This is a genomic window from Bradyrhizobium sp. (assembly GCF_035484855.1).
In the GTDB taxonomy this organism is placed as follows: Bacteria; Pseudomonadota; Alphaproteobacteria; order Rhizobiales; family Xanthobacteraceae; genus Bradyrhizobium.
In genome coordinates this window covers 1-22,579 of the sequence record NZ_DATHOP010000021.1, presented here as the reverse complement: position 1 = coordinate 22,579, position 22,579 = coordinate 1, and the positions used below count along the sequence as shown (strand labels likewise).

Annotated in this window: 19 protein-coding genes and 1 other RNA gene; 8 read left to right on the top strand and 12 right to left on the bottom strand. The window is 62.9% G+C overall.

Annotated features, from left to right (window positions below):
• Together VK804_RS01590 and VK804_RS01585 are read right to left on the bottom strand one after the other, a co-directional pair.
• The coding region (locus VK804_RS01590) for a 5'-3' exonuclease H3TH domain-containing protein (protein WP_325367100.1) at positions 1-1,559 on the bottom strand (1,559 nt) is incomplete at its 3' end.
• Positions 1,560-1,775: 216 nt separating this feature from the next.
• Positions 1,776-2,843, bottom strand: a complete 1,068-nt coding sequence (locus tag VK804_RS01585) for an acyltransferase family protein (RefSeq protein WP_325367098.1) — start codon at positions 2,841-2,843, stop codon at positions 1,776-1,778.
• Between the two features lie 178 nt (positions 2,844-3,021).
• Between VK804_RS01585 and VK804_RS01580 the strand changes: the two genes are divergently transcribed.
• From VK804_RS01580 to VK804_RS01570, 3 genes are all read left to right on the top strand, one after another.
• Complete coding sequence (locus VK804_RS01580) at positions 3,022-4,341, top strand: UDP-glucose/GDP-mannose dehydrogenase family protein (protein ID WP_325367094.1); 1,320 nt, start codon at positions 3,022-3,024, stop codon at positions 4,339-4,341.
• A gap of 137 nt (positions 4,342-4,478) precedes the next feature.
• Positions 4,479-6,968 carry an ATP-dependent helicase HrpB gene (hrpB, locus tag VK804_RS01575; RefSeq protein ID WP_325367092.1) on the top strand — a complete coding sequence of 830 codons (2,490 nt, stop codon included), beginning with the start codon at positions 4,479-4,481 and terminating at the stop codon, positions 6,966-6,968.
• 224 nt (positions 6,969-7,192) lie between these two features.
• Positions 7,193-7,714, top strand: coding sequence for a TIGR02281 family clan AA aspartic protease (locus VK804_RS01570; protein ID WP_325367103.1), 522 nt, complete (start codon positions 7,193-7,195; stop codon positions 7,712-7,714).
• A gap of 592 nt (positions 7,715-8,306) precedes the next feature.
• Here the strand turns inward: VK804_RS01570 and VK804_RS01565 are convergent.
• Complete coding sequence (locus VK804_RS01565) at positions 8,307-8,771, bottom strand: hypothetical protein (RefSeq protein ID WP_325367090.1); 465 nt, start codon at positions 8,769-8,771, stop codon at positions 8,307-8,309.
• Between the two features lie 199 nt (positions 8,772-8,970).
• Positions 8,971-9,789: a hypothetical protein gene (locus VK804_RS01560; RefSeq protein WP_325367089.1), complete on the bottom strand. Its 819-nt coding sequence runs from the start codon at positions 9,787-9,789 to the stop codon at positions 8,971-8,973.
• Here VK804_RS01560 and VK804_RS01555 point away from each other — a divergent pair.
• Positions 9,789-10,529 carry an RES family NAD+ phosphorylase gene (locus VK804_RS01555; protein ID WP_325367088.1) on the top strand — a complete coding sequence of 247 codons (741 nt, stop codon included), beginning with the start codon at positions 9,789-9,791 and terminating at the stop codon, positions 10,527-10,529. The genes VK804_RS01560 and VK804_RS01555 overlap by 1 nt on opposite strands.
• Positions 10,530-11,040: 511 nt before the next feature.
• Here VK804_RS01555 and VK804_RS01550 read toward each other — a convergent pair.
• Positions 11,041-11,718: a hypothetical protein gene (locus tag VK804_RS01550; RefSeq protein WP_325367087.1), complete on the bottom strand. Its 678-nt coding sequence runs from the start codon at positions 11,716-11,718 to the stop codon at positions 11,041-11,043.
• Position 11,719: 1 nt separating this feature from the next.
• Entirely contained in the window at positions 11,720-13,141 is a 1,422-nt protein-coding gene (locus VK804_RS01545) for a hypothetical protein (protein WP_325367086.1), read from the bottom strand.
• 652 nt (positions 13,142-13,793) lie between these two features.
• Between VK804_RS01545 and VK804_RS01540 the strand changes: the two genes are divergently transcribed.
• Both VK804_RS01540 and VK804_RS01535 read left to right on the top strand, forming a co-directional pair.
• Positions 13,794-15,293: a phosphomannomutase/phosphoglucomutase gene (locus tag VK804_RS01540; protein WP_325367085.1), complete on the top strand. Its 1,500-nt coding sequence runs from the start codon at positions 13,794-13,796 to the stop codon at positions 15,291-15,293.
• Between the two features lie 44 nt (positions 15,294-15,337).
• Complete coding sequence (locus tag VK804_RS01535; protein WP_325367070.1) at positions 15,338-16,741, top strand: AmpG family muropeptide MFS transporter; 1,404 nt, start codon at positions 15,338-15,340, stop codon at positions 16,739-16,741.
• A gap of 83 nt (positions 16,742-16,824) precedes the next feature.
• Here VK804_RS01535 and VK804_RS01530 read toward each other — a convergent pair whose 3' ends face one another.
• From VK804_RS01530 to ffs, 6 genes are all read right to left on the bottom strand, one after another.
• Positions 16,825-17,898 (bottom strand): malate/lactate/ureidoglycolate dehydrogenase, encoded by a 1,074-nt coding sequence (locus VK804_RS01530; RefSeq protein WP_325367068.1) that lies wholly within the window; start codon positions 17,896-17,898, stop codon positions 16,825-16,827.
• Positions 17,899-17,961: 63 nt separating this feature from the next.
• Complete coding sequence (locus VK804_RS01525) at positions 17,962-18,393, bottom strand: hypothetical protein (protein ID WP_325367066.1); 432 nt, start codon at positions 18,391-18,393, stop codon at positions 17,962-17,964.
• 25 nt (positions 18,394-18,418) lie between these two features.
• Positions 18,419-19,024, bottom strand: a complete 606-nt coding sequence (gene recR, locus VK804_RS01520; protein ID WP_325367064.1) for a recombination mediator RecR — start codon at positions 19,022-19,024, stop codon at positions 18,419-18,421.
• 1 nt (position 19,025) lies between these two features.
• Entirely contained in the window at positions 19,026-19,346 is a 321-nt protein-coding gene (locus VK804_RS01515; RefSeq protein ID WP_325367062.1) for a YbaB/EbfC family nucleoid-associated protein, read from the bottom strand.
• 14 nt (positions 19,347-19,360) lie between these two features.
• On the bottom strand, positions 19,361-21,181 hold the full coding sequence (locus tag VK804_RS01510) for a DNA polymerase III subunit gamma/tau (protein WP_325367060.1): 1,821 nt from the start codon (positions 21,179-21,181) through the stop codon (positions 19,361-19,363).
• 113 nt (positions 21,182-21,294) lie between these two features.
• An RNA gene (gene ffs / locus VK804_RS01505) (signal recognition particle sRNA small type) lies at positions 21,295-21,391 on the bottom strand.
• Between the two features lie 196 nt (positions 21,392-21,587).
• On the opposite strand from ffs, the gene VK804_RS01500 reads away from it, so the two are divergent.
• Both VK804_RS01500 and VK804_RS01495 read left to right on the top strand, forming a co-directional pair.
• On the top strand, positions 21,588-22,013 hold the full coding sequence (locus tag VK804_RS01500; protein ID WP_325367058.1) for an HIT domain-containing protein: 426 nt from the start codon (positions 21,588-21,590) through the stop codon (positions 22,011-22,013).
• A 3-nt stretch (positions 22,014-22,016) separates the two neighbouring features.
• On the top strand, positions 22,017-22,579 hold a 563-nt coding region (locus tag VK804_RS01495; RefSeq protein WP_325367056.1), incomplete at its 3' end, for an NAD(+) diphosphatase.

Below are 22,579 nucleotides of genomic sequence, written 5' to 3'. Positions count from 1 at the left end.
GCCAGCATCACGGCGTTGAACTTGATGTTGAAGCCGATCTTGAGGATGCCGGCCGATTCCAGCAGCGGCTTCAATGCTGCCAGCGCGTCGGCTGGCTTGATCTGGTCCGGCGCGAGACCGGCATCGAACAGCCCGGCGCCGCCGCCGGACTGCTTGTGGCCGAGCGGCACATAACAGGCGTCGTTGGGCGCGAGCGCCAGTGCGATGCCCGATATTTCCGCCTGCATCGGATCGATCGAGTCGGACATCGCCTCGACGGCGAAGTGGCCGACATCGTGCACCCGCGCCAGCCAGGCGTTGAGCTGATCGAGGCTGCGGATGGTCTGATACGCCTTGCGGTCGAACGGAATTTTTCGAATCGCCTGCTCGCGCGCGGTCGCGAGCGAGACGGGCGTGCCCTTCAGGCTCGCAGTTCTGTCCTGACGGTCACCTGGCTTGCCCGGTGGTGTGCTCCCTCTCCCGCTTGCGGGGGAGGCTGTGGGGCTTTGATCGGCAAAGAGGTCTCCGCTCGCCGCGCCCTGCCGCGGGACGTTGCCGGATTCGTCGACCTTCTCGGCCAGCGGCAGCGGTGCAAAGACGCTCGCGCCGCTTTTGTTTCCCGCATCCGCTTCCACATCCGACGGATCGATCTGCGAATAGTCCGCGACGCGGCGGGTCAGGGTGGAAAATTCCATCGCTTTGAGGAACGCGATCAGCTTGCGGGCGTCGGGCTCGTGCACCGCGAGTTCGTCGAGCGGCACATCGAGCTTGACCTTGTCGTCGAGCAGCACGAGTTGCCGCGAAATCCGCGCCTTCTCGGCATTCTCGATCAAGGCCTCGCGCCGCTTCGGCTGTTTGATTTCGCCGGCGCGCAACAGCAGCGTCTCCAGATCGCCGTATTCGACAATCAGTTGCGCCGCGGTCTTGATGCCGATGCCCGGCACGCCGGGCACGTTGTCGGTGGAATCGCCGGCCAGCGCCTGCACCTCGACCACCTTTGCCGGCGGCACGCCGAATTTCTCGATCACCTCGGGGATGCCGATGCGGCGGTCCTTCATGGTGTCGTACATCGTCACCCTGTCGGTGACGAGCTGCATCAGGTCCTTGTCCGACGACACGATGGTCGTGGTCGCGCCCAGTTCGCCGGCTTCGCGGGCGTAAGTCGCGATCAGGTCGTCGGCCTCGAAGCCGCCTTGTTCGAGGCAGGGCAGGTCGAAGGCGCGCACCGCCTCGCGGATCAGCGGAAATTGCGGGATCAGATCGTCGGGTGCCGGCGGCCGGTGCGCCTTGTAGTCCGGATAAAGCTTGTTGCGGAAGGTGATTTCCGACTTGTCAAACACGATGGCGAGATGGGTTGGACGGTTGTCCGGCGGCATGTCGCGCAACAGCTTCCAAAGCATGTTGCAGAAGCCAAGCACGGCATTGACCTGCAGCCCGTCCGACTTGCGGTTCAAGGGCGGCAGCGCGTGGTAGGCGCGGAAAATATAGCCGGAACCGTCGACCAGAAAGACGTGATCGCCCTTCTTGAGGGCTTTGACGGCAACCGGTTTCGGGGAGGCTTGCGGGGATGTTTTCGGCATGGCGGAAATCTAGGGATTTTTGCGGCGATTGACAGCCTGTGAGACGGGATTTTTGACGGCTTCAACAGTCAACTGTCGTCCTGGCCAAGCCAAGCGCGCGCCGGGACCCCATAACCACAGGCGGATTGTTTGTGCATCTGGAGCGATAGCCGACATAACCACAAAGGCCTGTGGTTATGGGTCCCCGCGTGCGCGGGGACGACGAGGCAGGGAGAACTACTTTGCCGCCTGCAAAACGCGACCGGCCTTTTTCGGTGCGATCCAGAACGCGTCGGGGCGCTCGAACAGGAAATTCGCGCCGGCCTTGAGCGCCAGCCGCCAGATCGCCAGCGCGCCGACGACGCCGACGACCGTGACGACGAGCGAGATCGTGCCGATGTCGTGAATCAGCCCAGTGTGCAGCAATAGCGTCCGCGTCGCCGCCATCGGCAGGAAGAAGGCGAGATAGATGACGATGGAATGCTCGCCGCAGAAGCGCAGGAATTCGAGCCAGTGCGCCCGCGCCAGCAATGTGCCTGATATCACGATCGCACAGGCGCCGGAAAGCCCGAGCGCAAGCGAAATCCCCGGCCATTCGCTGTACCCGGCATAGACCAGGCCGCCATCGACCAGCGCCCACAGCACCAGTCCACCGACCGCGAGCACTGGCCGCGCCCGGGCGCGGTCGGACAACGCGAACACCGATTGGGCGAACCAATAGCCGGAATAGAAATAGACAAAGCGCGCGCAGAACTCGTCGATCACGGTCCAGCCGGTCGCGACATGCGCGCTCTCCAGTAGCGCCAGCGCGCTCCAGATCAGGAGCGGCGGCCAGTTGCGGGTCGCCTTGGTGACCACGAAGAAGATCGGCAGCAGGTAGATGAACCACAGCGTGCCGAACGGCTCGTAGAAGGATTCGATGTACAGGAATCCGGCATGGGCCCAGCCGCCCTCGGCGGCGAAGGCCGGCGCCTTGAAGCCGAACTGGATCGTCACCCACAGCACGTAGAAATAGGCGAAATGCACCACCTTGCGGTCGAGGTAGGTGCGCCAGTCGCGGTCGATCACGACAGACAGAAACAGGCCTGAAATCAGAAAGAAGTCCGGCATCCGGAACGGCTTTGCGAACGCGACCAGGACATGCATGAAGCCGGTTCCGCCGGCGGCCAGTTCCACCCCCAGCACCGAATGCATCATGACCACCATGACGATGCAGATGCCCTTGGCGTAGTCCACCCAGTCGACGCGTCCGGGCGCCGCTGGCTTGGTGAGCCCGGCGACGGCAAATGTGCCGTTTGTGGTCATCGGTGTTCCTTTTCGACGCGGCGTGGCCGCATCATCGGACCGGCAGGTTTCGATCTTCTTTATTCATACAAATGACATGCCGCTTTTTTGGGGAAACCTCGGGTTTCCCCGCCGCCGCAAATGCTTTAAGACCGCCCCGAAATCGGATCGGCATTAACCATCGGGGGCAGGTTGTTTCATGCGAATAGCCATGATCGGCACGGGTTATGTGGGGCTGGTGTCGGGCGCCTGTTTTGCCGATTTCGGCCACCAGGTCACCTGCGTGGACAAGGATGCCGACAAGATCGCAAGCCTGCGCCGCGGTGAAATCCCGATTTTCGAGCCCGGGCTCGATGCGCTGGTGGCTTCCAACGTCAAGGCCGGCCGGCTGGATTTCACCACCGACCTGAAGCCTCCCGTGGCCGAGGCCGATGCGGTCTTCATCGCGGTCGGCACCCCGTCGCGTCGCGGCGACGGCCATGCCGATCTGAGCTACGTTCATGCCGCTGCCCGCGAGATCGCCAGCGCGCTTTCGGGCTTCACCGTGGTGGTCACCAAATCGACCGTGCCGGTCGGCACTGGCGATGAGGTCGAGCGGATCGTTCGCGAAACCAACCCTTCCGCCGATGCGGTGATCGCCTCCAATCCGGAATTTCTGCGCGAGGGCGCCGCGATCCGGGATTTCAAGTTTCCCGACCGCATCGTGGTCGGCACCTCCGACGAGCGGGCGCAAAAAGTGCTCGGCGATATCTACCGGCCGCTGTCGCTCAACCAGGCGCCCTTGATGTTCACCGCACGGCGCACCGCTGAACTGATCAAATACGCCGCCAACGCCTTCCTCGCCACCAAGATCACCTTCATCAACGAAATCGCCGACCTTTCCGAAAAGGTCGGCGCCGACGTGCAGGAAGTGGCGCGTGGCATTGGGCTCGACAACCGCATCGGCTCGAAATTCCTGCATGCGGGTCCGGGCTTCGGCGGCTCGTGTTTTCCAAAGGACACCCGCGCGCTGGTCAAGATCGCGCTCGATCACGACGTGCACTTACGCATCGTCGAAGCCGTGCTCGCGGTCAACGACAACCGCAAGCGCGCGATGGCGCGCAAGGTCGCCGTCGCCGTCGGCGGCAGCCTGCGCGGCAAGACGGTGGCCGTGCTGGGCCTCACCTTCAAGCCCGACACCGACGACATGCGCGAGGCGCCGTCGATCCCGCTGGTGACCGGCCTGCTCGACATGGGCGCGAAAGTGCGCGCGCACGATCCCGTGGGCATGGAAGCGGCGCGCCGCGAACTGCCCGACATCGAATATTGCGAAGACGCCTACGCCTGCGCGCGCGGCGCCGACGCGATGGTGGTGGTGACCGAATGGGTGCAGTACCGGACGCTCGATCTGGAGCGGCTGAAGCGCGAAATGACTCATCCGGTCGTGGTCGATTTGCGCAACATCTACCGATCCGAGGACATGGCGGCGCACGGGTTCATCTATGAAGGCGTAGGACGGGCGGCTGAACCGCGGAACTAACGTACTTTCTTCCCTTGCGCGCCATTGCAATTTCCGTCATGGCCGGGCTTGTCCCGGCCATCCACGTCTTTACGGTAGCTCGGCAAAGCAAGACGTGGATGCCCGGGACAAGCCCGGGCATGACGAATCGGTGAAACTTGCCCCGCTCCTTCGACACGCCCCTCCCGATCGACGCCGTGCTCGACGAACTCACGCGCACGCTCGACGGCCATAACGCCGCGGTGCTGGTGGCGCCGCCCGGCGCCGGCAAGACCACGCGGGTGCCGCTGGCATTGCTGGATGAACCCTGGGCGCGGGGCAAAAAGATCATCGTGCTGGAGCCGCGGCGGATCGCGGCCCGCGCCAGCGCCGAGCGCATGGCCAAGACGCTCGGCGAGCGCGCGGGCGAGACGGTGGGCTACCGCGTCCGGTTCGGTTCGAAAATATCGCGCGCCACCCGGATCGAGGTCGTCACCGAAGGCGTCTTTTCGCGTCAGATCCTCGACGATCCGGAATTGGATGGCGTCGCTGCCGTGCTGTTCGACGAGTTTCACGAGCGCTCGCTCGATGCCGATCTCGGCCTGGCGCTGGCGCGCGACGCGCAGACCGGGTTGCGCGAGGACCTCCGCATTCTCGTGATGTCGGCGACGCTCGACGGCGCGCGGGTGGCAAGCCTGCTCGGGGAGGCGCCCGTTATCGCCAGTGAGGGCCGCGCCTTTCCGGTCGAAACCCGCTATCTCGGCAGAAAAGCCGATGCGCCGCTGGAGCGTCAGATGGCGGATGCGATCGCTTCCGCCCTGCGCGGAGATCCCGGCTCGGTGCTGGCGTTTCTGCCGGGGGCTGCCGAAATCCGCCGCACCCAGAATCTTCTCGCCGAGCGTATCCACGATGCGGCGATCGAAATTGTGCCGCTGTTCGGCGCGCTCGATGCCGCCGTGCAGGACCGCGCCATCGCGCCTGCGCCAAAGGGCAGCCGCAAGGTGGTGCTGGCGACCTCGATCGCGGAGACCTCGCTGACCATCGAAGGCGTCCGCATCGTGGTCGATTCCGGCATGGCGCGGGTGCCGCGCTACGAGCCCGACATCGGGCTGACGCGGCTGGAAACCGTGCGCGCCTCGCGCGCCGCGGTCGACCAGCGGCGCGGCCGTGCGGGGCGCACCGAGCCCGGCGTCTGCTACCGGCTGTGGGACGAGCCGCAGACCGCGTCGTTTGCGGCCTACACGCAGCCGGAAATCCTCAGCGCCGACCTTTCGTCACTCGTCCTTGACCTCGCGCAATGGGGTGTCAGCGATCCCGCCACATTGGCCTTCCTTGATCCGCCTCCGGCGCCGGCGCTGAAGGAGGCGCGGAGCCTGTTGCGCGAGCTAGCCGCGCTCGACGGCGACGGCCGGATCACCGCCGAGGGCAGGAGCCTGCGCGCGCTGGCGTTGCCGCCGCGGCTGGCGCGGATGATCGTGGATTCGCATCGGCTCGGCGCGGGGCACGCGGCCGCCGACATTGCCGCCGTGCTCACCGAGCGCGGGCTCGGCGGCGACAATGTCGATCTCGATGCGAGGCTGGATCAATTCCGCCGCGACCGCTCGCAGCGCGCCAGCAGCGCGCGAGATTTGGCCCGCCGCTGGGCCGCGCAAGTGGCCGCCGCCGAAGGCGCGGCCGGCGAGGATGTGTCGCCCTCCACCGGCGTGATGCTGGCGTTCGCCTTTCCCGACCGCGTCGCGCGCAATCGCGGCAATGGCAGTTTTGTGCTCGCCAACGGGCGCGGCGCCGCCATCGAGCAGACTTCCGCGCTGGCGCGCGCGCCCTATATCGCGGTCGCCGAACTCACGGGCACCGCCGCGCAAGGGCGCATCCTGCTGGCGGCGCCGATCACGCAAGCCGAGATCGAGTCTCATTTCGCCGATCAGATCGAAATCACCGACGAGATCACCTTCGATCGAAGCGCGCTTGCCGTGCGGGCGCGGCGCAGGAAGACGCTGCACGCGATCACGCTGTCGGAAGCGCCACTGGCGCTGAAACCCTCGGCGGAGACCGCGCTTGTGCTCGCCGATGGCCTGATCGCCGCCGGCCTCGATACGTTGCCGTGGTCGAAACCGGCAAAGCAGTGGCGCGACCGCGTGATGTTTTTGCGCAAGGCCGAGGGAGAGGGTTTACAGCATTCTTGGCCTGATCTGTCCGACGACGCGCTCGCAGCCCAGCGCGAGGCCTGGCTGGTGCCGGCGCTTGACGACAAGATCTCGCTGAAGGAGCTTTCCGCCGGCGATCTGTCGGACGCGCTGATGAAGCTGTTGCCCTGGGAATTGCGCGCGCGGCTGGAGCGCGAGGCGCCGACCCATTTCGAGGCGCCGACCGGCACGCAACTCGCCATCGACTACGAGGCCGAGCAGGGGCCGACGATTGCCGTCCGCTTGCAGGAACTGTTCGGGCTCAACACCCATCCGTCAATTGCGAAAGGCAAAATCCCGCTGGTGCTGGAGCTGTTGTCGCCGGCGCATCGCCCGGTGCAGGTGACGCGTGACCTGCCGGGCTTTTGGCGCGGCAGCTATGCGGCGGTGCGCTCCGATCTGCGCGGGCGCTATCCGCGGCATCCCTGGCCGGAGGATCCCGCCAGCGCCATGCCGACGCGGCGCGTGAAACCGCGAGGAACGTGAGTTCCCAAATATCGTCATTGCCGGGCTTGACCCGGCAATCCATTCCTTAAGACAACGTTCTTGCGAAGAAGATGGATACGCGGGTCAAGCCCGCGTATGACGACCTCGCCCCCCGTTAACCCTTCGCTCATCCTTTTCGTCAAAATGGCAGCCTCCGAGGTCCGCGATCGGTCGCGGTTTGACGGCCGACGTGGTGTATTGCCGGTCTCATCGAGTGTGGCGTGATGCGTAACCTGATGATCTTTGCCGCGCTCATGGTGTTTCTCGGCACCGTGATGGCGCAGATGGCCGACAGGATGTCGGGGGCGACGCCTGCGCTGGCTCATGCCGCCGTGCGACCAGCCGATTCGTCCGAGACCGTCGGCCAGGCCGGCGGTCGCACTCTCTCGATCCCGCGCGATCCTCGCGGCCATTTCCTCACCGAAGGCCGCATCGACGGCCAGCGCATCGGCTTCATGGTCGACACCGGCGCGTCCGTGATCGCGCTGAACGAAAGCTCGGCGGCGCGGTTCGGACTGCGTCCGACCCCCGGCGACTACAAGGCCTCCGTCACCACCGCCAACGGCACCATCAGGGCGGCGCGCACGCGACTTGCCATGATCGATGTCGGCGGGCTCATCGTGCGCGACGTCGACGCCATGGTGCTGCCGGACGAAGCGTTGTCGGAAAACCTGCTCGGCCTGTCGTTCCTGTCGAAGCTGAAGCGTTTCGAATACGCCAATGGCCAGCTGGTGCTGGAGCAGTAAGGCCCCTTGGTTTGCCAATCCACCTACATGCTCTGACCGCCTTGAACGTTCGTGGAAAATTCGCGATCTCCTGGGCGAAGCCAGTCCGTGCACCCTTAAATTCCGAAGTTCGCGCCGATAGACCATTGCGGCAAGACTGAATGTAGGCGAATTCCGTGTCCCTTCGCGACATAGCCCGCTGCCGCATAGCCTTGGTCGATAACAGGGCGGACGGACGCAGCCTTCGTAGAGCTGCGCCGCCGGGTTATGAGTACAGGGCCTAGCTAGTTCTTCGTAGCTACAATTTCGATCTCTACCAGCATCGCCGGGTGCACCAAATCGCAAATGACGAGCGTGGACGCGTTGGCGACATTCAGACAAGCCGCAAAAACGCAGCCGAGCTACAGCACAACATGTACCATGAAGCGTCGCATGTTATCGCCCAACAAAACGTCGATACAGCAGCGGACCTTTAGCAGGAAGCCTTGCTATATTGTCTTTTTTGGAATGCTTTCAATCTTTTCGGGAGCATGCTCATATTCGGGTTGCCCGACGCCTATGAACGTGTTGTTCGGCCCTAAGGAGCATCGAGGCAATTTAGGACGCTGCTTGTTCACTGTTTGGGAATGAGAGGGTAATCGAGTCGATCTTCGTAACGCCTTGGCATTTGCGCCAAGCGTTCCCGAGCAACATCAGCCTTAAGGCGTTTTCTCAGAGTGTCGAGCCGGATACCCTTCTCGTCCAGGGATTTCATCAAATCTACCGGCACGACACCTAATCGCGAGCACATGTCGGCGAAGGCTTTGTCGACCAAGGCATCCGATAGCAAACCCGCTCCCTCGGCCTTGGCAATCCTGTCCACGTCTATAGCCAACTGACGGATCACTCCTTCCCTGCTGACCTGTTCTTGCGCAAGCAGCAAATCGAGCTTGGTGCGCTGGTCAACATCATCCTCGGTGACGAACTGGAGGTAGGTTGTGATGGCTACTGCGCGGTCCAGTTCAGATAGATTCTGGCTATATGCAGGAAAGACAACCAGTGCAGCCAGACCCACAACCTTGAAGAGACGGTTAGCCATGGAGATCATCTCCCAGGAGACAGTCCGTGCAGCCTTAAATTTTAGAGTTCGCGCCGATAGACCGCTGGAATACGACTAAAGGTAGGCGAATTCCGTGTCCCTTCGCGACATAGCCCGCTACCGCATAGCTCCGGTCCGTAATAGAGCGGGCGGACGTGGCCTCCGTAGAGTTGCCCCGCCGGGCCTATGAGTGCACGGGCTAGTAGCCCTTGTACTCTCTGACCCTCAGGAAGTTTGGATCACTTTCATCCGGGGTCGCTACCAACAAACCAGTCGGGTCGGCAGCGGTGATTGTTCCCAAATCATTGCTACCGGGTTCTGAGAGCGTCAGCGTATGTCCATAAACCCCACCGAAATTCGGGCGTTTGGCGCCAGTGATCGTGTGACTACCGTTGGCAGTACTAACCTGAGGGCCGGTTGGTGGAGTGCCCGTGGAGAGTTTTTTATAAACATAGCTGTCAACCCTACCGTTTTCAGTCAAGGGAGATAGAACACCGCCTGCAGCCGGCGCACCGGCATCGGGCTGGCCGGCTCCCGTCGCAGGCTGTTGCGGCTGGGTTTGCGGCTGTGGCTGCGACGGTTGAGTCGGTGTCTGCGGCTGTTGAAACTGCGCCTGTTGAGTCACGCCGCTGACGCCACCCGTCGGTGCGGGCTCGGACGTCTGGCCAGACTGTTGCCGCCCCGCCAGCGCCTGCGCGATCAGGGCTTGGCGTAGTTCCGGATACACCGTCGCCAGCATCGCGTTGCGGTCGCCGAGCATCGGCCGCAAGGCCTGATATTGCGAGTGTGGATCTTGTCCCGGCGGTTGCGGAACGGAGGGCGCCTGTCCGCCGTTCGGCACGATTGGCGGGAGCGGCGGCGCGGACGGCGGCGTTTGCGGAGCGGACGGCGGCTGATCGAAACCCGCATCCGGTTGCGGCTGGCTTGCCGGTTGCGTCCGTGCCTGCTGGATCGGGCCATCTTCGGCGAACGGATCGTAGTCAACGGGAACGAGCGAGTAGCCCTCGAGGCGTCGCAATGAGGCATTTTGAGTCTTGGCGTGAGTATTCGCATTTCCAATACGAGTGTTCGAAGCAACGCCGGTTCATACGTTCTGAGAAGTCAGAACGATTTCTGCGCGCCGCTGCGGAGACCAGCAAATCCCGTGCTGTCACCATCCCTCAAGGCAGGATTTTCTGGCGAGCACAGCTTGATCATGCATGGCGGCGCGAAGAGCAGATTGACGATTCTTTGCCGTATCCTGCCGATCGAAAGAGAATGACGCCGTGGGAAGATCGTGCATTAGAAGGTCGCGCAAACGCAAAAGGCATTCCCTGTCTTTACGTGGCGACCACGAAAAAAACGGCAATGTCCGAAATGCGGCCATGGATCGGTTCACTCATTTCCGTAGCTACCTTTGAAACTACACGTGTCATGAATGTTATCAACTGTTCTAAACATCACAAAGTCGGCCTGACGATTTATTGGGAAGAGCCGTCGCCAGAAGAAGCTACTGAGGCGGTGTGGGCTGCAATCGATGAAGCCTTTGCTGACCCTGTCACAAAATCTGATCACGTGGCTGACTACGCCCCTACTCAAACGCTCGCCGATCTTTTCAGATCGGAAGGATTTGATGGGTTGGTCTACAAAAGTCCGTTTGGTGAAGAGGGGTTCAATATGGCGCTATTTGATCTTTCGAGCGCTAAACTCAAGAATTGCTTTCTCTACAAAACAAAAAAGGTCCAATATGAATTCTCCGATACTGGTGAATATTACTAAAGTGCATTGAGACGCAATAACCTCAAATCAGCTTCCCTTGCTTTTCAGTCACCTCGCAACGTGCCGCCCTAAAGCTCGTCGCGTCCACGAATGGAATCTGCGGCTTATTGCCGTCATAGTCGGTGATGGTTAGTATCTGAAGGGGAAGCGCGAGTATACCGTCTTCAGAAGTTTCATATGATTCCACAGCCTGGAGCTTCTGGTGATCCTGACGCAGGTATATGGCGGAATGCCGGCCAGTATTCGGCATCGCGAGCGGTAGAGATACCACGCCGTTACGCCTGCCCCATCGCCGTGCCGGTTATCCAGTAGCCCTTACACTCTCTGACACTCAGGAGGTTTGGATCACCTTCAACCGGGGTCGTTACCAACAAGCCAGTCGGGTCAACTGCCGGGCGTTGATGTCACTCCGTCGCTATCGCCAGGTTTCGTTTAAGGCGGCGGGTATGCCAAACGGTGGGATAAGACCCTGTTGAGGCGAAAGCGGCAGCGTTACCAAGACGCCGCCTGATCACCATGTCGCCCAAGAGACCGCATAGACCCTCAATATCTGTGTCGCCAGCGAAACGCACGCCGAGATCGATCGCATCTGCGACCAGCGCGTGCACTCCCTGTCAAAATCACGTATTCTCTTCTCCGCAAACCCCTCACCAGAACGGATATATCTAATATCCGCCTTGATATCAGGAGGGATATCTTCTTGCGCCGCCATTTCCTTGAAAAGCGCCTGAATTTTCGGATTATTGTACTGCTCAATGGCAACATCAGAATAGCGATAATGTATGCCATCGGACAATTCGAACTGATTCAATAGGCCGGTGTGGTACAACTTCGCCAGCTTTCTCGCGAACACGACGTAGTCATCGACATCGAGTTTATACATTGAATAGATAGCGATCGCCCTCTGCCTCTCCCTATGTTCCGCTAGATAGCGAATACAAAAATCGATGTTCTCTGCCCCGGCAGCCGCAAGCTCCTTGAACGATTCGCCGCGCGGGAGCCCCTTAGGTGGATGCCAGCCAGCATCGTCTCTTGCTGCCTTGGCTATTTTCTCGACATAGGCCCGATAGTTGTCTTCATCGAGCGGCGCACTCGCTTCACTCCCGTTGGAGGCCGCGCTGGCGACATTCAGACAAGACGCAAAAGCGCAGCCGAGAGACAGCACACAATATAGGATGAAGCGTCGCATGTTATCGCCCAACAAAACGTCGATACAGCAGCGGACCTTTAGCAGGGGGGTCTACTATAATATCTTTTTTGGGAACGCTTTCAATCTTTTCGGGATCCAATGGAATCTCGGGATGTTCGGGACGCCCGACGCCCATGAAGGTGCCGTTCGGTCCCACGATCATGACATGACCCGTTGCGTCGCTATAATATCCCGGCTGCGCCACTACATCTCCCGGCTGTGGCGATTCGTCGGGACCAAGTACGCGCCATCCGGGAATTTTATACGATGGATCTGCCCATTGTCCGGCACTCGGAGGAGACGGGTGTCTCCACCCGTTGGGCGTTCCTGGGCTCGCCCCCGCCCCGGTCAGCATTTCATGTACGAACAAATTGCATTTGTTCGTGCCTTTGGGGAAATTCCCTTTTGCAATGTTGCGATCCCAGTCCGTTGATCCAATTTGTTTCTGTGCCGCGTCGACGATTTTCTGACGTATGAGGGCCAGCTGATCATCCGTCAAAGGCTGCGTTGGTGTCGGATTGGCGTAGCCGCCAAAGGGGCTAGACTCGATCGACCAGCCTTGAGCCCAAGTCGGGCTGCCTGGATTACTTCCTGCATTGCCGACGCCAGCGCCGCCACCCGATCCGCCGGGGTGGCCGGCACCCGTCGCAGGCTGTCGCGGCTGGCTTTGCGGCTGTGGCTGCGCTGGTTGAGTCTGTGTCTGCGCCTGTTGAGTCACGCCGCTGACGCCACCCGTCGGTGCGGGCTCGGACGTCTGGCCAGGCTGTTGCCGCCCCGCCAGCGCCTGCGCGATCAGGGCTTGGCGTAGTTCCGGATACACGGTTGCCAGCATCGCGTTGCGGTCGCCAAGCATCGGCCGCAAGGCCTGATATTGCGAGTGTGGATCTTGTCCCGGCGGTTGCGGAACGGAGGGCGCCTGTCCGTCGTTCGGCACAATTGGCGGGAGCGGCGGCGCGGACGGCGGCTGATTGAAACCCGCATCCGGTTGCGGCTGGCTTGCCGGTTGCGTCCGTGCCTGCTGGATCGGGCCGTCGGCGGCGAACGGATCGTAGTCAACGGGAACGAGCGAGTAGTCACCGAAATCCGGCTGATAGTCTACTGGCACCAGAGAGTAGCCGCCAAAGGGAGCAGCTTTGGCTGCGCCTTGATCCAAAGTCGGGTTGGGGGCACCTCCAGTGGGGCCGATACCGCCGTCTTCCGATCCGCTGGGACCACCGCCTGCAGCCGGCGCACCGGCATCGGGTTGAACGGCTCCCGTTGCTGGCTGTTGCTGCAGCGGGCCTTGCGGCTGGGCCTGAGCTTGTTGAATCTGCGACTGTTGAGCTGCGCCATCCGCGGCGAACGGATCGTAGTCAACGGGAACGAGCGAGTAGTCACCGAAATCCGGCTGATAGTCCACCGGCACCAGAGAGTAATCAGGCATGATGAATCACCTACAGTTATTTGCGGACACCTTCGAAGGGGCCCGTGATGTGACTGCGCCCTCGCGGAGAGGGCGCGGTTGGGTTTGGGTGTTTGAAGGCAAGTGCTTGAAGGAGGGCTTGCGCAATGGCGCGGAAGCACAGCTTCCGGTTCGGCTTGCCCACCGTCCTCACCGGGCGCCCGTCTGTCGGCGGGGTCGGCCCTGGCTGTCAGGCAATTCGGTTCGCCGCGGCGGCCAGGTTCGGCGCGCTCGGCGGTGTATGGCCTGACAACGTATTGTCCGATTCAAAAAGCCCGCGGCGAATTTTCCGGCGCGGGCTTAGTTCTTGCGACGATGAAGATATGCCGGTGATTTGCCCGACGTGTCAAAATGTCTTTGCGGGATCGCTCAAAAGGCCCGACCATGCTACTTTGCATGGGGTTGTTTTCGATATTTTCGTTGAGAGGCCCATCCATGGTTCAGCGCCGTCTCCAGCTAGTAGGGCGCAATAGCGCAGCGTATTGCGCCGCCGTGCAAAGATCGGTGGTGGACGACGCTTCGCCCATTCACCCTAATTAATCGCCACAAGACGGCGGTCCCGCCTTCCGCTCTGCCCGTGCATTCGCTATGGCTGCGGTGCTTTCCTGATCCATTTCCAGACGAGGCCATTTGAATGTTTCCAAAGCCGAAATCCGTGCTGGTTCCAAATACCTATGCCTATGAATCCGAGCCGATGGTGAAGGCGACCGGGTTTCGCGAATACGACGCGCGCTGGCTGTTCGGCAAGGAAATCAACCTGATGGGGATTCAGGCGCTGGGCATGGGGCTGGGCGCGCTGATATCAGAACTCGGCGTCAGGCAGGAGATCGTCACCGGGCACGATTTCCGCGGCTATTCGGCCTCGATCAAATACGCGCTGATCTCGGGGCTGATGGCCGCGGGCTGCAAGGTCCACGACATCGGATTGTGCATGACGCCGATGGCGTACTTCGCGCAATTCGACCTCGACGTACCCTGCGTCGCCATGGTGACGGCCTCGCACAACGACAATGGCTGGACCGGCGTCAAGATGGGCGCCAACCGTCCGCTGACCTTCGGCCCCGACGAGATGACGCGCTTGAAGGAGATCGTTCTCAACGCCGACTTTCACAACAAGGCCGGCGGTTCCTATCAATTCCACGAGAATTTTCCGGCGCGCTATATCGCCGATCTGACGAAACGCCCAAAATTGAAGCGCAAGCTGAAGGTCGTGGTCGCCTGCGGCAACGGCACCGCGGGCGCGTTCGCGCCGCAAGTGATGGAAGCGATCGGCTGCGAGGTGGTGCCGCTCGACACCGAACTCGATCACACTTTTCCGAAATACAATCCCAATCCCGAAGACATGGAGATGCTGCACGCCATCCGCGACGCGGTGCTCGCGCACAAATGCGATGTCGGCCTCGGTTTCGACGGCGACGGCGACCGTTGCGGCGTGGTCGACAATATCGGCGAGGAGATTTTTGCCGACAAGGTCGGTGTGATGCTGGCGCGCGACATGTCGGCCATCCACGCGAATGCGCAGTTCGTGGTCGACGTCAAATCGACCGGGCTGTTCGTCACCGACCCGGTGCTGCAAAAGCAGGGCGCCAAAACGCAATACTGGAAGACCGGCCATTCCTACATGAAGCGCCGCACCAATGAATTGGGCGCGCTGGCAGGCTTCGAGAAATCCGGCCATTTCTTCTTCAACAAGCCGTTCGGCCGCGGCTATGACGACGGCCTGGTCTCGGCGATCGCGGTCTGCGAGATGCTGGATCGCGCGGCCGGCAAGTCGATGGCGGACCTGAAGGACGCGCTGCCGAAAACGTGGTCGTCGCCGACGATGTCGCCGCATTGCGCCGACGAGACCAAATACGGCGTCGTCGATGCCGTGGTGAAGCATTTCGAGGCGATGCAAACGAAGGGCGAAAAGGTGGCGGGGCAACCGATCCGCGACCTCGTCACCGTCAACGGCGTGCGCGTCACCGTCGAGGACGGCAGCTGGGGCCTGGTGCGGGCGTCCTCCAACAAGCCGGAACTGGTGGTGGTGGTCGAAAGCCCGGTCTCGGAACAGCGCATGCGCGACCTGTTCGAGGCGATGGATTCGGTGCTGCGCACGCATCCCGAGGTCGGCGAATACAATCAGAAGATTTGATGACAACCATAATTTGTTGCGCTCGAATCTGCTAACACCTTTGCATGAACGCACCTGAAGTCGCGCCCCCCGAAAATCCTGCCGCCCCTCGCGCCACCTTCCGCGAGAGCCTTGCCGTCTACCTGCAGCCGCGCGTGCTGATCGTGATGCTGCTGGGATTCTCCTCCGGGCTGCCGCTGGCGCTGTCGGGGTCGACGCTGCTGGTGTGGATGCGCGAATCCGGCGTCGATCTCGGCACCATCGGGCTGTTCGCGCTGGTCGGCACGCCCTACACGCTAAAATTTTTGTGGGCGCCGCTGACCGATGCGCTGCATGTGCCGCTGTTCACCAAGACCTTCGGCCGCCGCCGCGGCTGGTTGGTGTTTTCGCAACTGCTTCTGATCGTCTCGATCCTGCTATTGGCGCTGACCGATCCGGCGCGCTCGCCGCTGTTCGTCGCGCTCGGCGCGCTGCTGGTGGCGGCGATGTCCTCGACCCAGGACATCGTGGTCGACGCCTTTCGCGTCGAGAGCCTGCCGGAGAGCGAACAGGCCGCCGGCATGGCCGGTTACGTCGCGGCCTATCGCATCGGCATGCTGGTCTCGACCGCCGGCGCGCTGTTCCTGGTCAGCGCCTACGAATCGACCGGCATCGCGCGATCCTCGGCCTGGACGTGGGGCTATGTAACGATGGCCGCGATGGTCTTGATCGGCACCGTCACCGCGCTATCGGCCACCGAGCCCGAACAATCGGTGCGCGCCGAGGCCTTGGTCAGCGCCGAGAGCGCGTTGGCGCGCGTCCTCCATGCCGCGGGCGGCGCGTTCTCCGAATTTCTGCTGCGTCGGAATGCGCTGGCAGCGCTGGCCTTCGTGGTGCTGTTCAAGTTCACCGACGCGTTTTCCGGCACCATGACCGCGCCGTTCGTGATCGACCTCGGCTTTTCCCGCAATGATTATGCAGCGATCGTCAAGGGCGTGGGGCTGGCCGCGACGCTGATCGGCGGCTTCGCGGGCGGTTTTGTCGCGCGGCGCTATTCGCTGGCAGCAAGCCTGTGGATCGGCGGCGTGCTGCAGGCCGTCGCCAATCTGTCGTTCTCGTGGCTGGCGCTGGCGGGCGTCAACGAATGGGCGCTGGCGTTTGCGATCACGACGGAAAACTTCACCAGCGCGATCGGCACCGTGATCTTCGTCGCTTACCTCTCGGCGCTGTGCCGGAACCCGCTGCACACCGCCACCCAATACGCGCTGCTCACCGCGCTCGCCGCCGTCGGACGCACCTATCTGTCATCTGGCGCGGGCTATGTGGCGAAGGCGACAGGATGGCCGCTGTTCTTCGCGATCTGCGTGTTGGTCGCAATCCCGAGCCTGATCCTGCTGGCCTGGTTGCAGCGGCGCGGGCATTTTGCGGAGCTGGAAGCCCCGCCTGTCATCACCCATTCTCAATTGTCATCACCCGCTTCAAGCGGGTGATCCAGTACTCCAGAGGGCTTCGTAAAAACAACAGGCGTCACGGCGTACTGGGTCGCCCCGTCGAGCCGGGCGACGACATGACGTCACGTCGCCAGCTTCTCGATCGCGGCGTTATCCAGGCCCACCTTGGCGCCGGCCGCGACGATCTCCCGCCAGGTGGTGGGGTCGATCGGTATGCCCTCGGCGAGGCGCCGCTTTTTCCATTCGCGTTCCGGCTCGCCGGCGATCTTCACATGGTCGACGCCCTCGGCCGGCGGCGAGGCGATGTGCCAGGCCACAAAACTTTCCATCTCGCGCGCCAGATTGTCGCCGGTGCCCATTTTGGCGGGATCGATCAGGATCGAAAACATGCCGTTGATCACCTTGCGGCTGCCGTCCAGCCGGCCGCTCAAGGTCTTGCCGCCCGAGAGCGCGCCGCCCAGCAATTCGCAGATCAGGGCGAGCCCCGAGCCCTTGTGCTCGCCGAACGGCAGGATGGCGCCCGAAGGCTCGACGACCGTGAAACGCGGATCGGTCGAGGGATTGCCGTGGTTGTCGATGATGGTGTTGGGGGCGAGCGGCTCACCCTTGTTGTAGGCCACCCGGGTCTTGCCCTGGGCGATCTTGCTGGTGGCGAAATCCAGCACGATGGGGTCTTTTCCCGGCCGCGGGATGCCGACGCAAAACGGGTTGGTGCCGTGGCGCGCGTCGCGGCCACCGAAGGGAGCGACGATCGGCCGCGCCAGCACGTTGACGAAATGGATCGAGACCAGGCCATGGCCGATACACTGCTCGGCCCAGTGGCCGATGCGACCGATGTGGTGCGAGTTCGACAGGCCCACCACGCAGACGCCGTGGCTTTTGGCGCGCTCGGCGCCCAGCTCCATCGCCTCGTAACCCATCACCTGGCCATAGCCGACCTTGCCGTCCAGCGTCAGCATCACGCCACCGTCGGCCACCACGCCGACATGCTGGTTGATCTTGAGGCCGCCTTCCTTCATCGCGTCGATGTAGCGCGGCACCATGCCGACGCCGTGCGAGTCATGGCCCTTCAGGTTGGCTTCGACCAGATTGGTCGCGACCAGGTCGGCTTCGCGGTCGGACGAGCCGCCGGCCTTGACGATGCTGCGGACCACGCTGGTCAGGGAAGCGGCTTTGACGGTGCGATATTCAGCCATGATGTCTGGTCTCTTGATGGAGCGGGTGGGGATGGTGTTGTTTGCGGCCGGGACGCCAGCAGGTCAAGGCTTCGTCACCACGCTCCATTTGGTGACGATCGCCTCGCTCATTTCGCCGGCGTCCTGCGCGCAGGCGACTTCGTCGACCTTGAGCGAGACTTCCTTGCCGTTGAAACGTTTCAGCTCCGCCGCCTGGGCATCGCTGTTGGTGACGATCTGAAACGTTTCCGGCCCGGTCTCCAGGCCGCAAAGCCCGTTCGGCGGCGGCAAGCGGCGCGGTTCACTGGTGAGCTGATAGGTTGCGATGTGCTTGCCCTTTTTGACGCTGCGAACCCGGAGCGCGTTGAGTTCGCCTGAAAGTACGTCGCCGGCATTGATCGGCTTGCCGGCCTTCGGCGCGGGGTCGGACTGCTGGGCCAAGGCCCCCGGCGCGGCCGAGGCCACCGCGAGGATCGCGGCCAAGGCCGACCGTATGGCGAATCGTCGTTTCGTCATGTGCGTCATTTCCGTGAGTGGGTTGCTAGAACAGGGTCCGCTGCCGCATCGCGGCCGACAGCGTGCCTTCGTCGAGATAATCGAGTTCGCCGCCGACCGGCACGCCATGGGCGAGCCGCGTCACCTTGACGTTCGCCTCCTGCAAGAGGTCGGTGATGTAGTGCGCGGTGGTCTGGCCGTCGACGGTGGCGTTGAGGGCGAGGATGATCTCGGTGACCTGCTTCTCATGCGCGCGGGCAACCAGCGCATCGATGGTGAGATCCTGAGGGCCGACGCCGTCGAGCGGCGACAGCGTGGCGCCGAGCACGTGATAGCGCCCGTTGGTGGCATGCGCGCGCTCCAGCGCCCAGAGATCGGCGACGTCGGCAACGACGACGATGATCGCGCCATCGCGGCGCGGGTCGATGCACACCGTGCAGGGATTTTGGGTGTCGATATTGCCGCAGGTCTTGCAGACCTGGATCTTGTCGATCGCCACCTGCAGCGCCGAGGAAAGCGGCGTCATCAAGGCTTCGCGCTTCTTGATCAAATGCAGTGCCGCGCGGCGCGCCGAACGCGGACCGAGGCCCGGCAGCCGCGCCAAGAGCTGGATCAGGCGTTCGATCTCGGGACCGGCAACGGCTGTGGCCATCTCAGGTGAGGCCCAGTCCCGGCGGTAAGCCCAGGCCGCCGGTCAGCGCCTGCATCTTCTCGGCCATCGCGGTTTCTGCCTTGCGCCGCGCATCGTTGTGCGCGGTGACTAGCAGGTCCTCGAGGACTTCGCGCTCCTCTTCCTTCATCAGCGAGGGATCGATCTTGACCGCCTTGACTTCCATCTTCGCGGTCATGCGCACGGCAACGAGGCCGCCGCCCGAAACGCCCTCGACCTCGACATTGCCGAGTTCTTCCTGCATCGCCTGCATCTTCGACTGCAGCTGCGCCGCCTGCTTCATCATGCCGAGAAAATCAGCCATGCGTGCTTCCTCTGCTATAGATCGTCGCTGTCGATGGTGTCGGTGGGGTCTTCACCGCTAGCATCGGAATCCGGCGGCTCCGGGGCAAGTTTTCGCACCTCGACCACCTTGGCGCCCGGAAATCGCGCCAGCACTTCCTTCACCCGCGGATCGGATTCGGCGGCGCGCTCGCGCTCGCTCCGCGCGACTTCGTTCTGCGAGCGCAGCGTCGGCTGGCCGGTCTCGTTGGACACGATCACGGTCCAGCGCCGCCCGGTCCATTGCTCCAGCTTGCGTGAGAGATCGTTGATCAGGGTGCGCGCCGCGCTCTTCTCCAGCGCCAGTTCGAGCCGGCCGTCCTCGATGCGCACCAGCCGGACATCGGCTTCCAGCGCCGCCTTGGTCAGGAGATCGCGCTTCTCGCCGGCAAGCGCCACCAGTTCCGGAAAGCTCGCAATCCGCAACGCCGCAGGCGCGGATTGCGCTTCCGGCGTCGGTGCGACCATTTGCGGCCGCGCGGACGGCTCCGCATTGGCCCGTGGCGCGGCGGGGCTGCGCGCGGGCGAAGGCGGCATCGAAGAGGCGACCGGAGCAGGCGCAGTACGCGGCGCAGCGTTACCGGCGATCACAGGCGATGCGCCGCCATTCTGCTCGAGCATCCTGATCGCTTCATCCGGCGTCGGCATGTCGGCGACATAGGCGATGCGCACCAGCACCATTTCCGCCGCCGCCGCAGGCCTTGTTGCGGCCTGCACTTCGGCGATGCCCTTGAGCAGCATCTGCCACATCCGCGACAGCACGCGCATCGAGAGTTTTGCCGCAAAATCGCGGGCGCGCACGCGCTCGGTCTCGCCGAAGGCGACATTGTCCGCGGTCGCCGGCACGATCTTGACGCGGGTGACGAAATTGACGAATTCGGCGAGATCGGAGAGCACCACGATCGGATCGGCGCCGGTGTCGTACTGCTCGCGAAACTCCTTGAAGGCGCCGGCGATATCGCCGCGCGCCAGCGAATCGAACAGATCGATCACGCGGGTGCGGTCGGCCAGGCCCAGCATCTGCCGCACGGCGTCGGCGCGCACCAAGCCTGCCGCATGCGCGATCGCCTGATCGAACAGCGACAGCGAGTCGCGAACCGAGCCTTCCGCGGCGCGGGCGATGATGCCGAGCGCCTCCGGCTCGACCTCGACGTTCTCTTTCGCCGCGATATTGCCGAGATGGGTCATCAGCACATCGGCCTCGACCCGGCGGAGATCGAAGCGCTGGCAACGCGACAGTACCGTCACCGGGACTTTGCGGATTTCCGTGGTGGCGAACACGAATTTGGCGTGCTCCGGCGGCTCTTCCAGCGTCTTCAGGAAGGCGTTGAACGCCGCGGTCGAGAGCATGTGGACTTCGTCGATGATGTAGACCTTGTAGCGGGCGCTGGCCGGCGCATAGCGCACGCTGTCGTTGATCTGCCGCACATCGTCGACGCCGGTGTGGGAGGCGGCGTCCATTTCCAGCACGTCCATGTGCCGGCTTTCCATGATCGCCTGGCAGTGCACGCCGAGCGTCGGCATGTGGATGGTCGGTCCCTTTACCGAGCCATCAGGCAGTTCGTAGTTCAGCGCCCGCGCCAGAATCCGCGCCGTGGTGGTTTTGCCCACCCCACGCACCCCGGTCAGGATCCAGGCTTGCGGGATCCGGCCGGTTTCGAAGGCGTTGGAGACGGTACGGACCACGGCATCCTGGCCGATCAGATCCTCGAAACTCGAGGGGCGGTATTTGCGCGCCAGCACGCGATAGGGCTTTGCGGCCTCTGTCGGGTTTTGCGGATCGTTGGGGGGCATTGAGGGCGCGCCAGCGTCGGTCATCGATCGTTCCGCAACTCTGATTGTCTTTCGAAGCCGGCTTGCGGAAGTGGACGGCGAATTCCGGCACAGGACGGGGTTGGCCCGGCTCCCGCGCGATTCGCTCGAAAAAACAGGTAGGAGACTGACGAGCGACCCGATCCGGACCTCGTTAGGGCTGCTTCCTTCCGGACCTGACCCGGTTGGCGAGTGGCTCGTCCACCGCCAATCTCCCGGTCCTTATTTGGGGCCAAAAGTGCCGGAAAGCAAGCGGGGCGGCAGGCGGTTTGCGGGACTTGTGCAAAAACGCGGAAAGGCATTAGTTGCCGACATGGCCGGGCTCGTCCCGGCCATCCACGTCTAGCTTTCTTGCCACACCAAGGAAGACGTGGATGCCCGGCACAAGGCCGGGCATGACGAGGGAATATTGATGCCTTCTGACACCGCCGCCTGGTCGCTGCACTCCCAGCTCAAAAAAGTCACCATCGACATCGGCGACCTGCCGCTGTGCCGGGTGCTTGTCATCAAGGACGCGCATTATCCGTGGCTGCTGCTGGTGCCGCGCCGGCCCGAGGTGGTGGAAATCATCGACCTCGCCGAGGCCGAGCAGGGGCAGCTGATGACCGAGATCAGCCGGGTCGGGCGCGCGCTGAAGGAAATCACCCGATGCGACAAGCTGAACATCGCAGCGCTCGGCAATCTGGTGCCGCAACTGCACGTGCACGTGATCGCGCGCCGCTCCAGCGACGTGGCCTGGCCGCGCCCGGTCTGGGGGGTGATGCCGCCGCTCGCCCATGACACCGAGGAAGTCCAGAATTTCATCAGCGCGCTTCGCCGCAAGATTTGGCTTGGTTAGGACATGACAGCATTCGACAAGTTTCCCCTGGGAAAGCCGGCCTTCGTTACCGATATCCTCGATCGCGCCGCGCATCTGCGCGGCGACGATGCGAAACTGCTGGCGCTGGAGGGCCGCCCCGATAGCCGCGCCTATGTGGTGTATCGCGACTCGCTGGTGGTGAAAGAGGAGGCGGAAGGTCCGCGCGCGTTGCTCGGCATCGACGAAGCGCTGAAATTCGGCGCCAATCCCGGCACGATCTTCTTAGGCTTGCGCGACGGCGCCGCGGTGTTCGGCATGGGCATCGCGGCCGCGGCGGTGGAGAACCTGCTGACGCGCGACGACGTCGCGGTGTCCGAACTGCGCGGCATGGCGATGCAGGGTGTGGTGCCGGCCAACGAACTGTCGGCGATCGCGATGGCGAAATCGATGGTCAGCTGGCATCAGCGCCACGGCTATTGCGCCAATTGCGGAACCCGCACCGCAATGAAGGAAGGCGGCTGGAAGCGCGACTGCTCCAACTGCAAGGCTGAACATTTTCCACGCACCGATCCCGTCGTGATCATGCTGGTGACGTCGGGCGACAA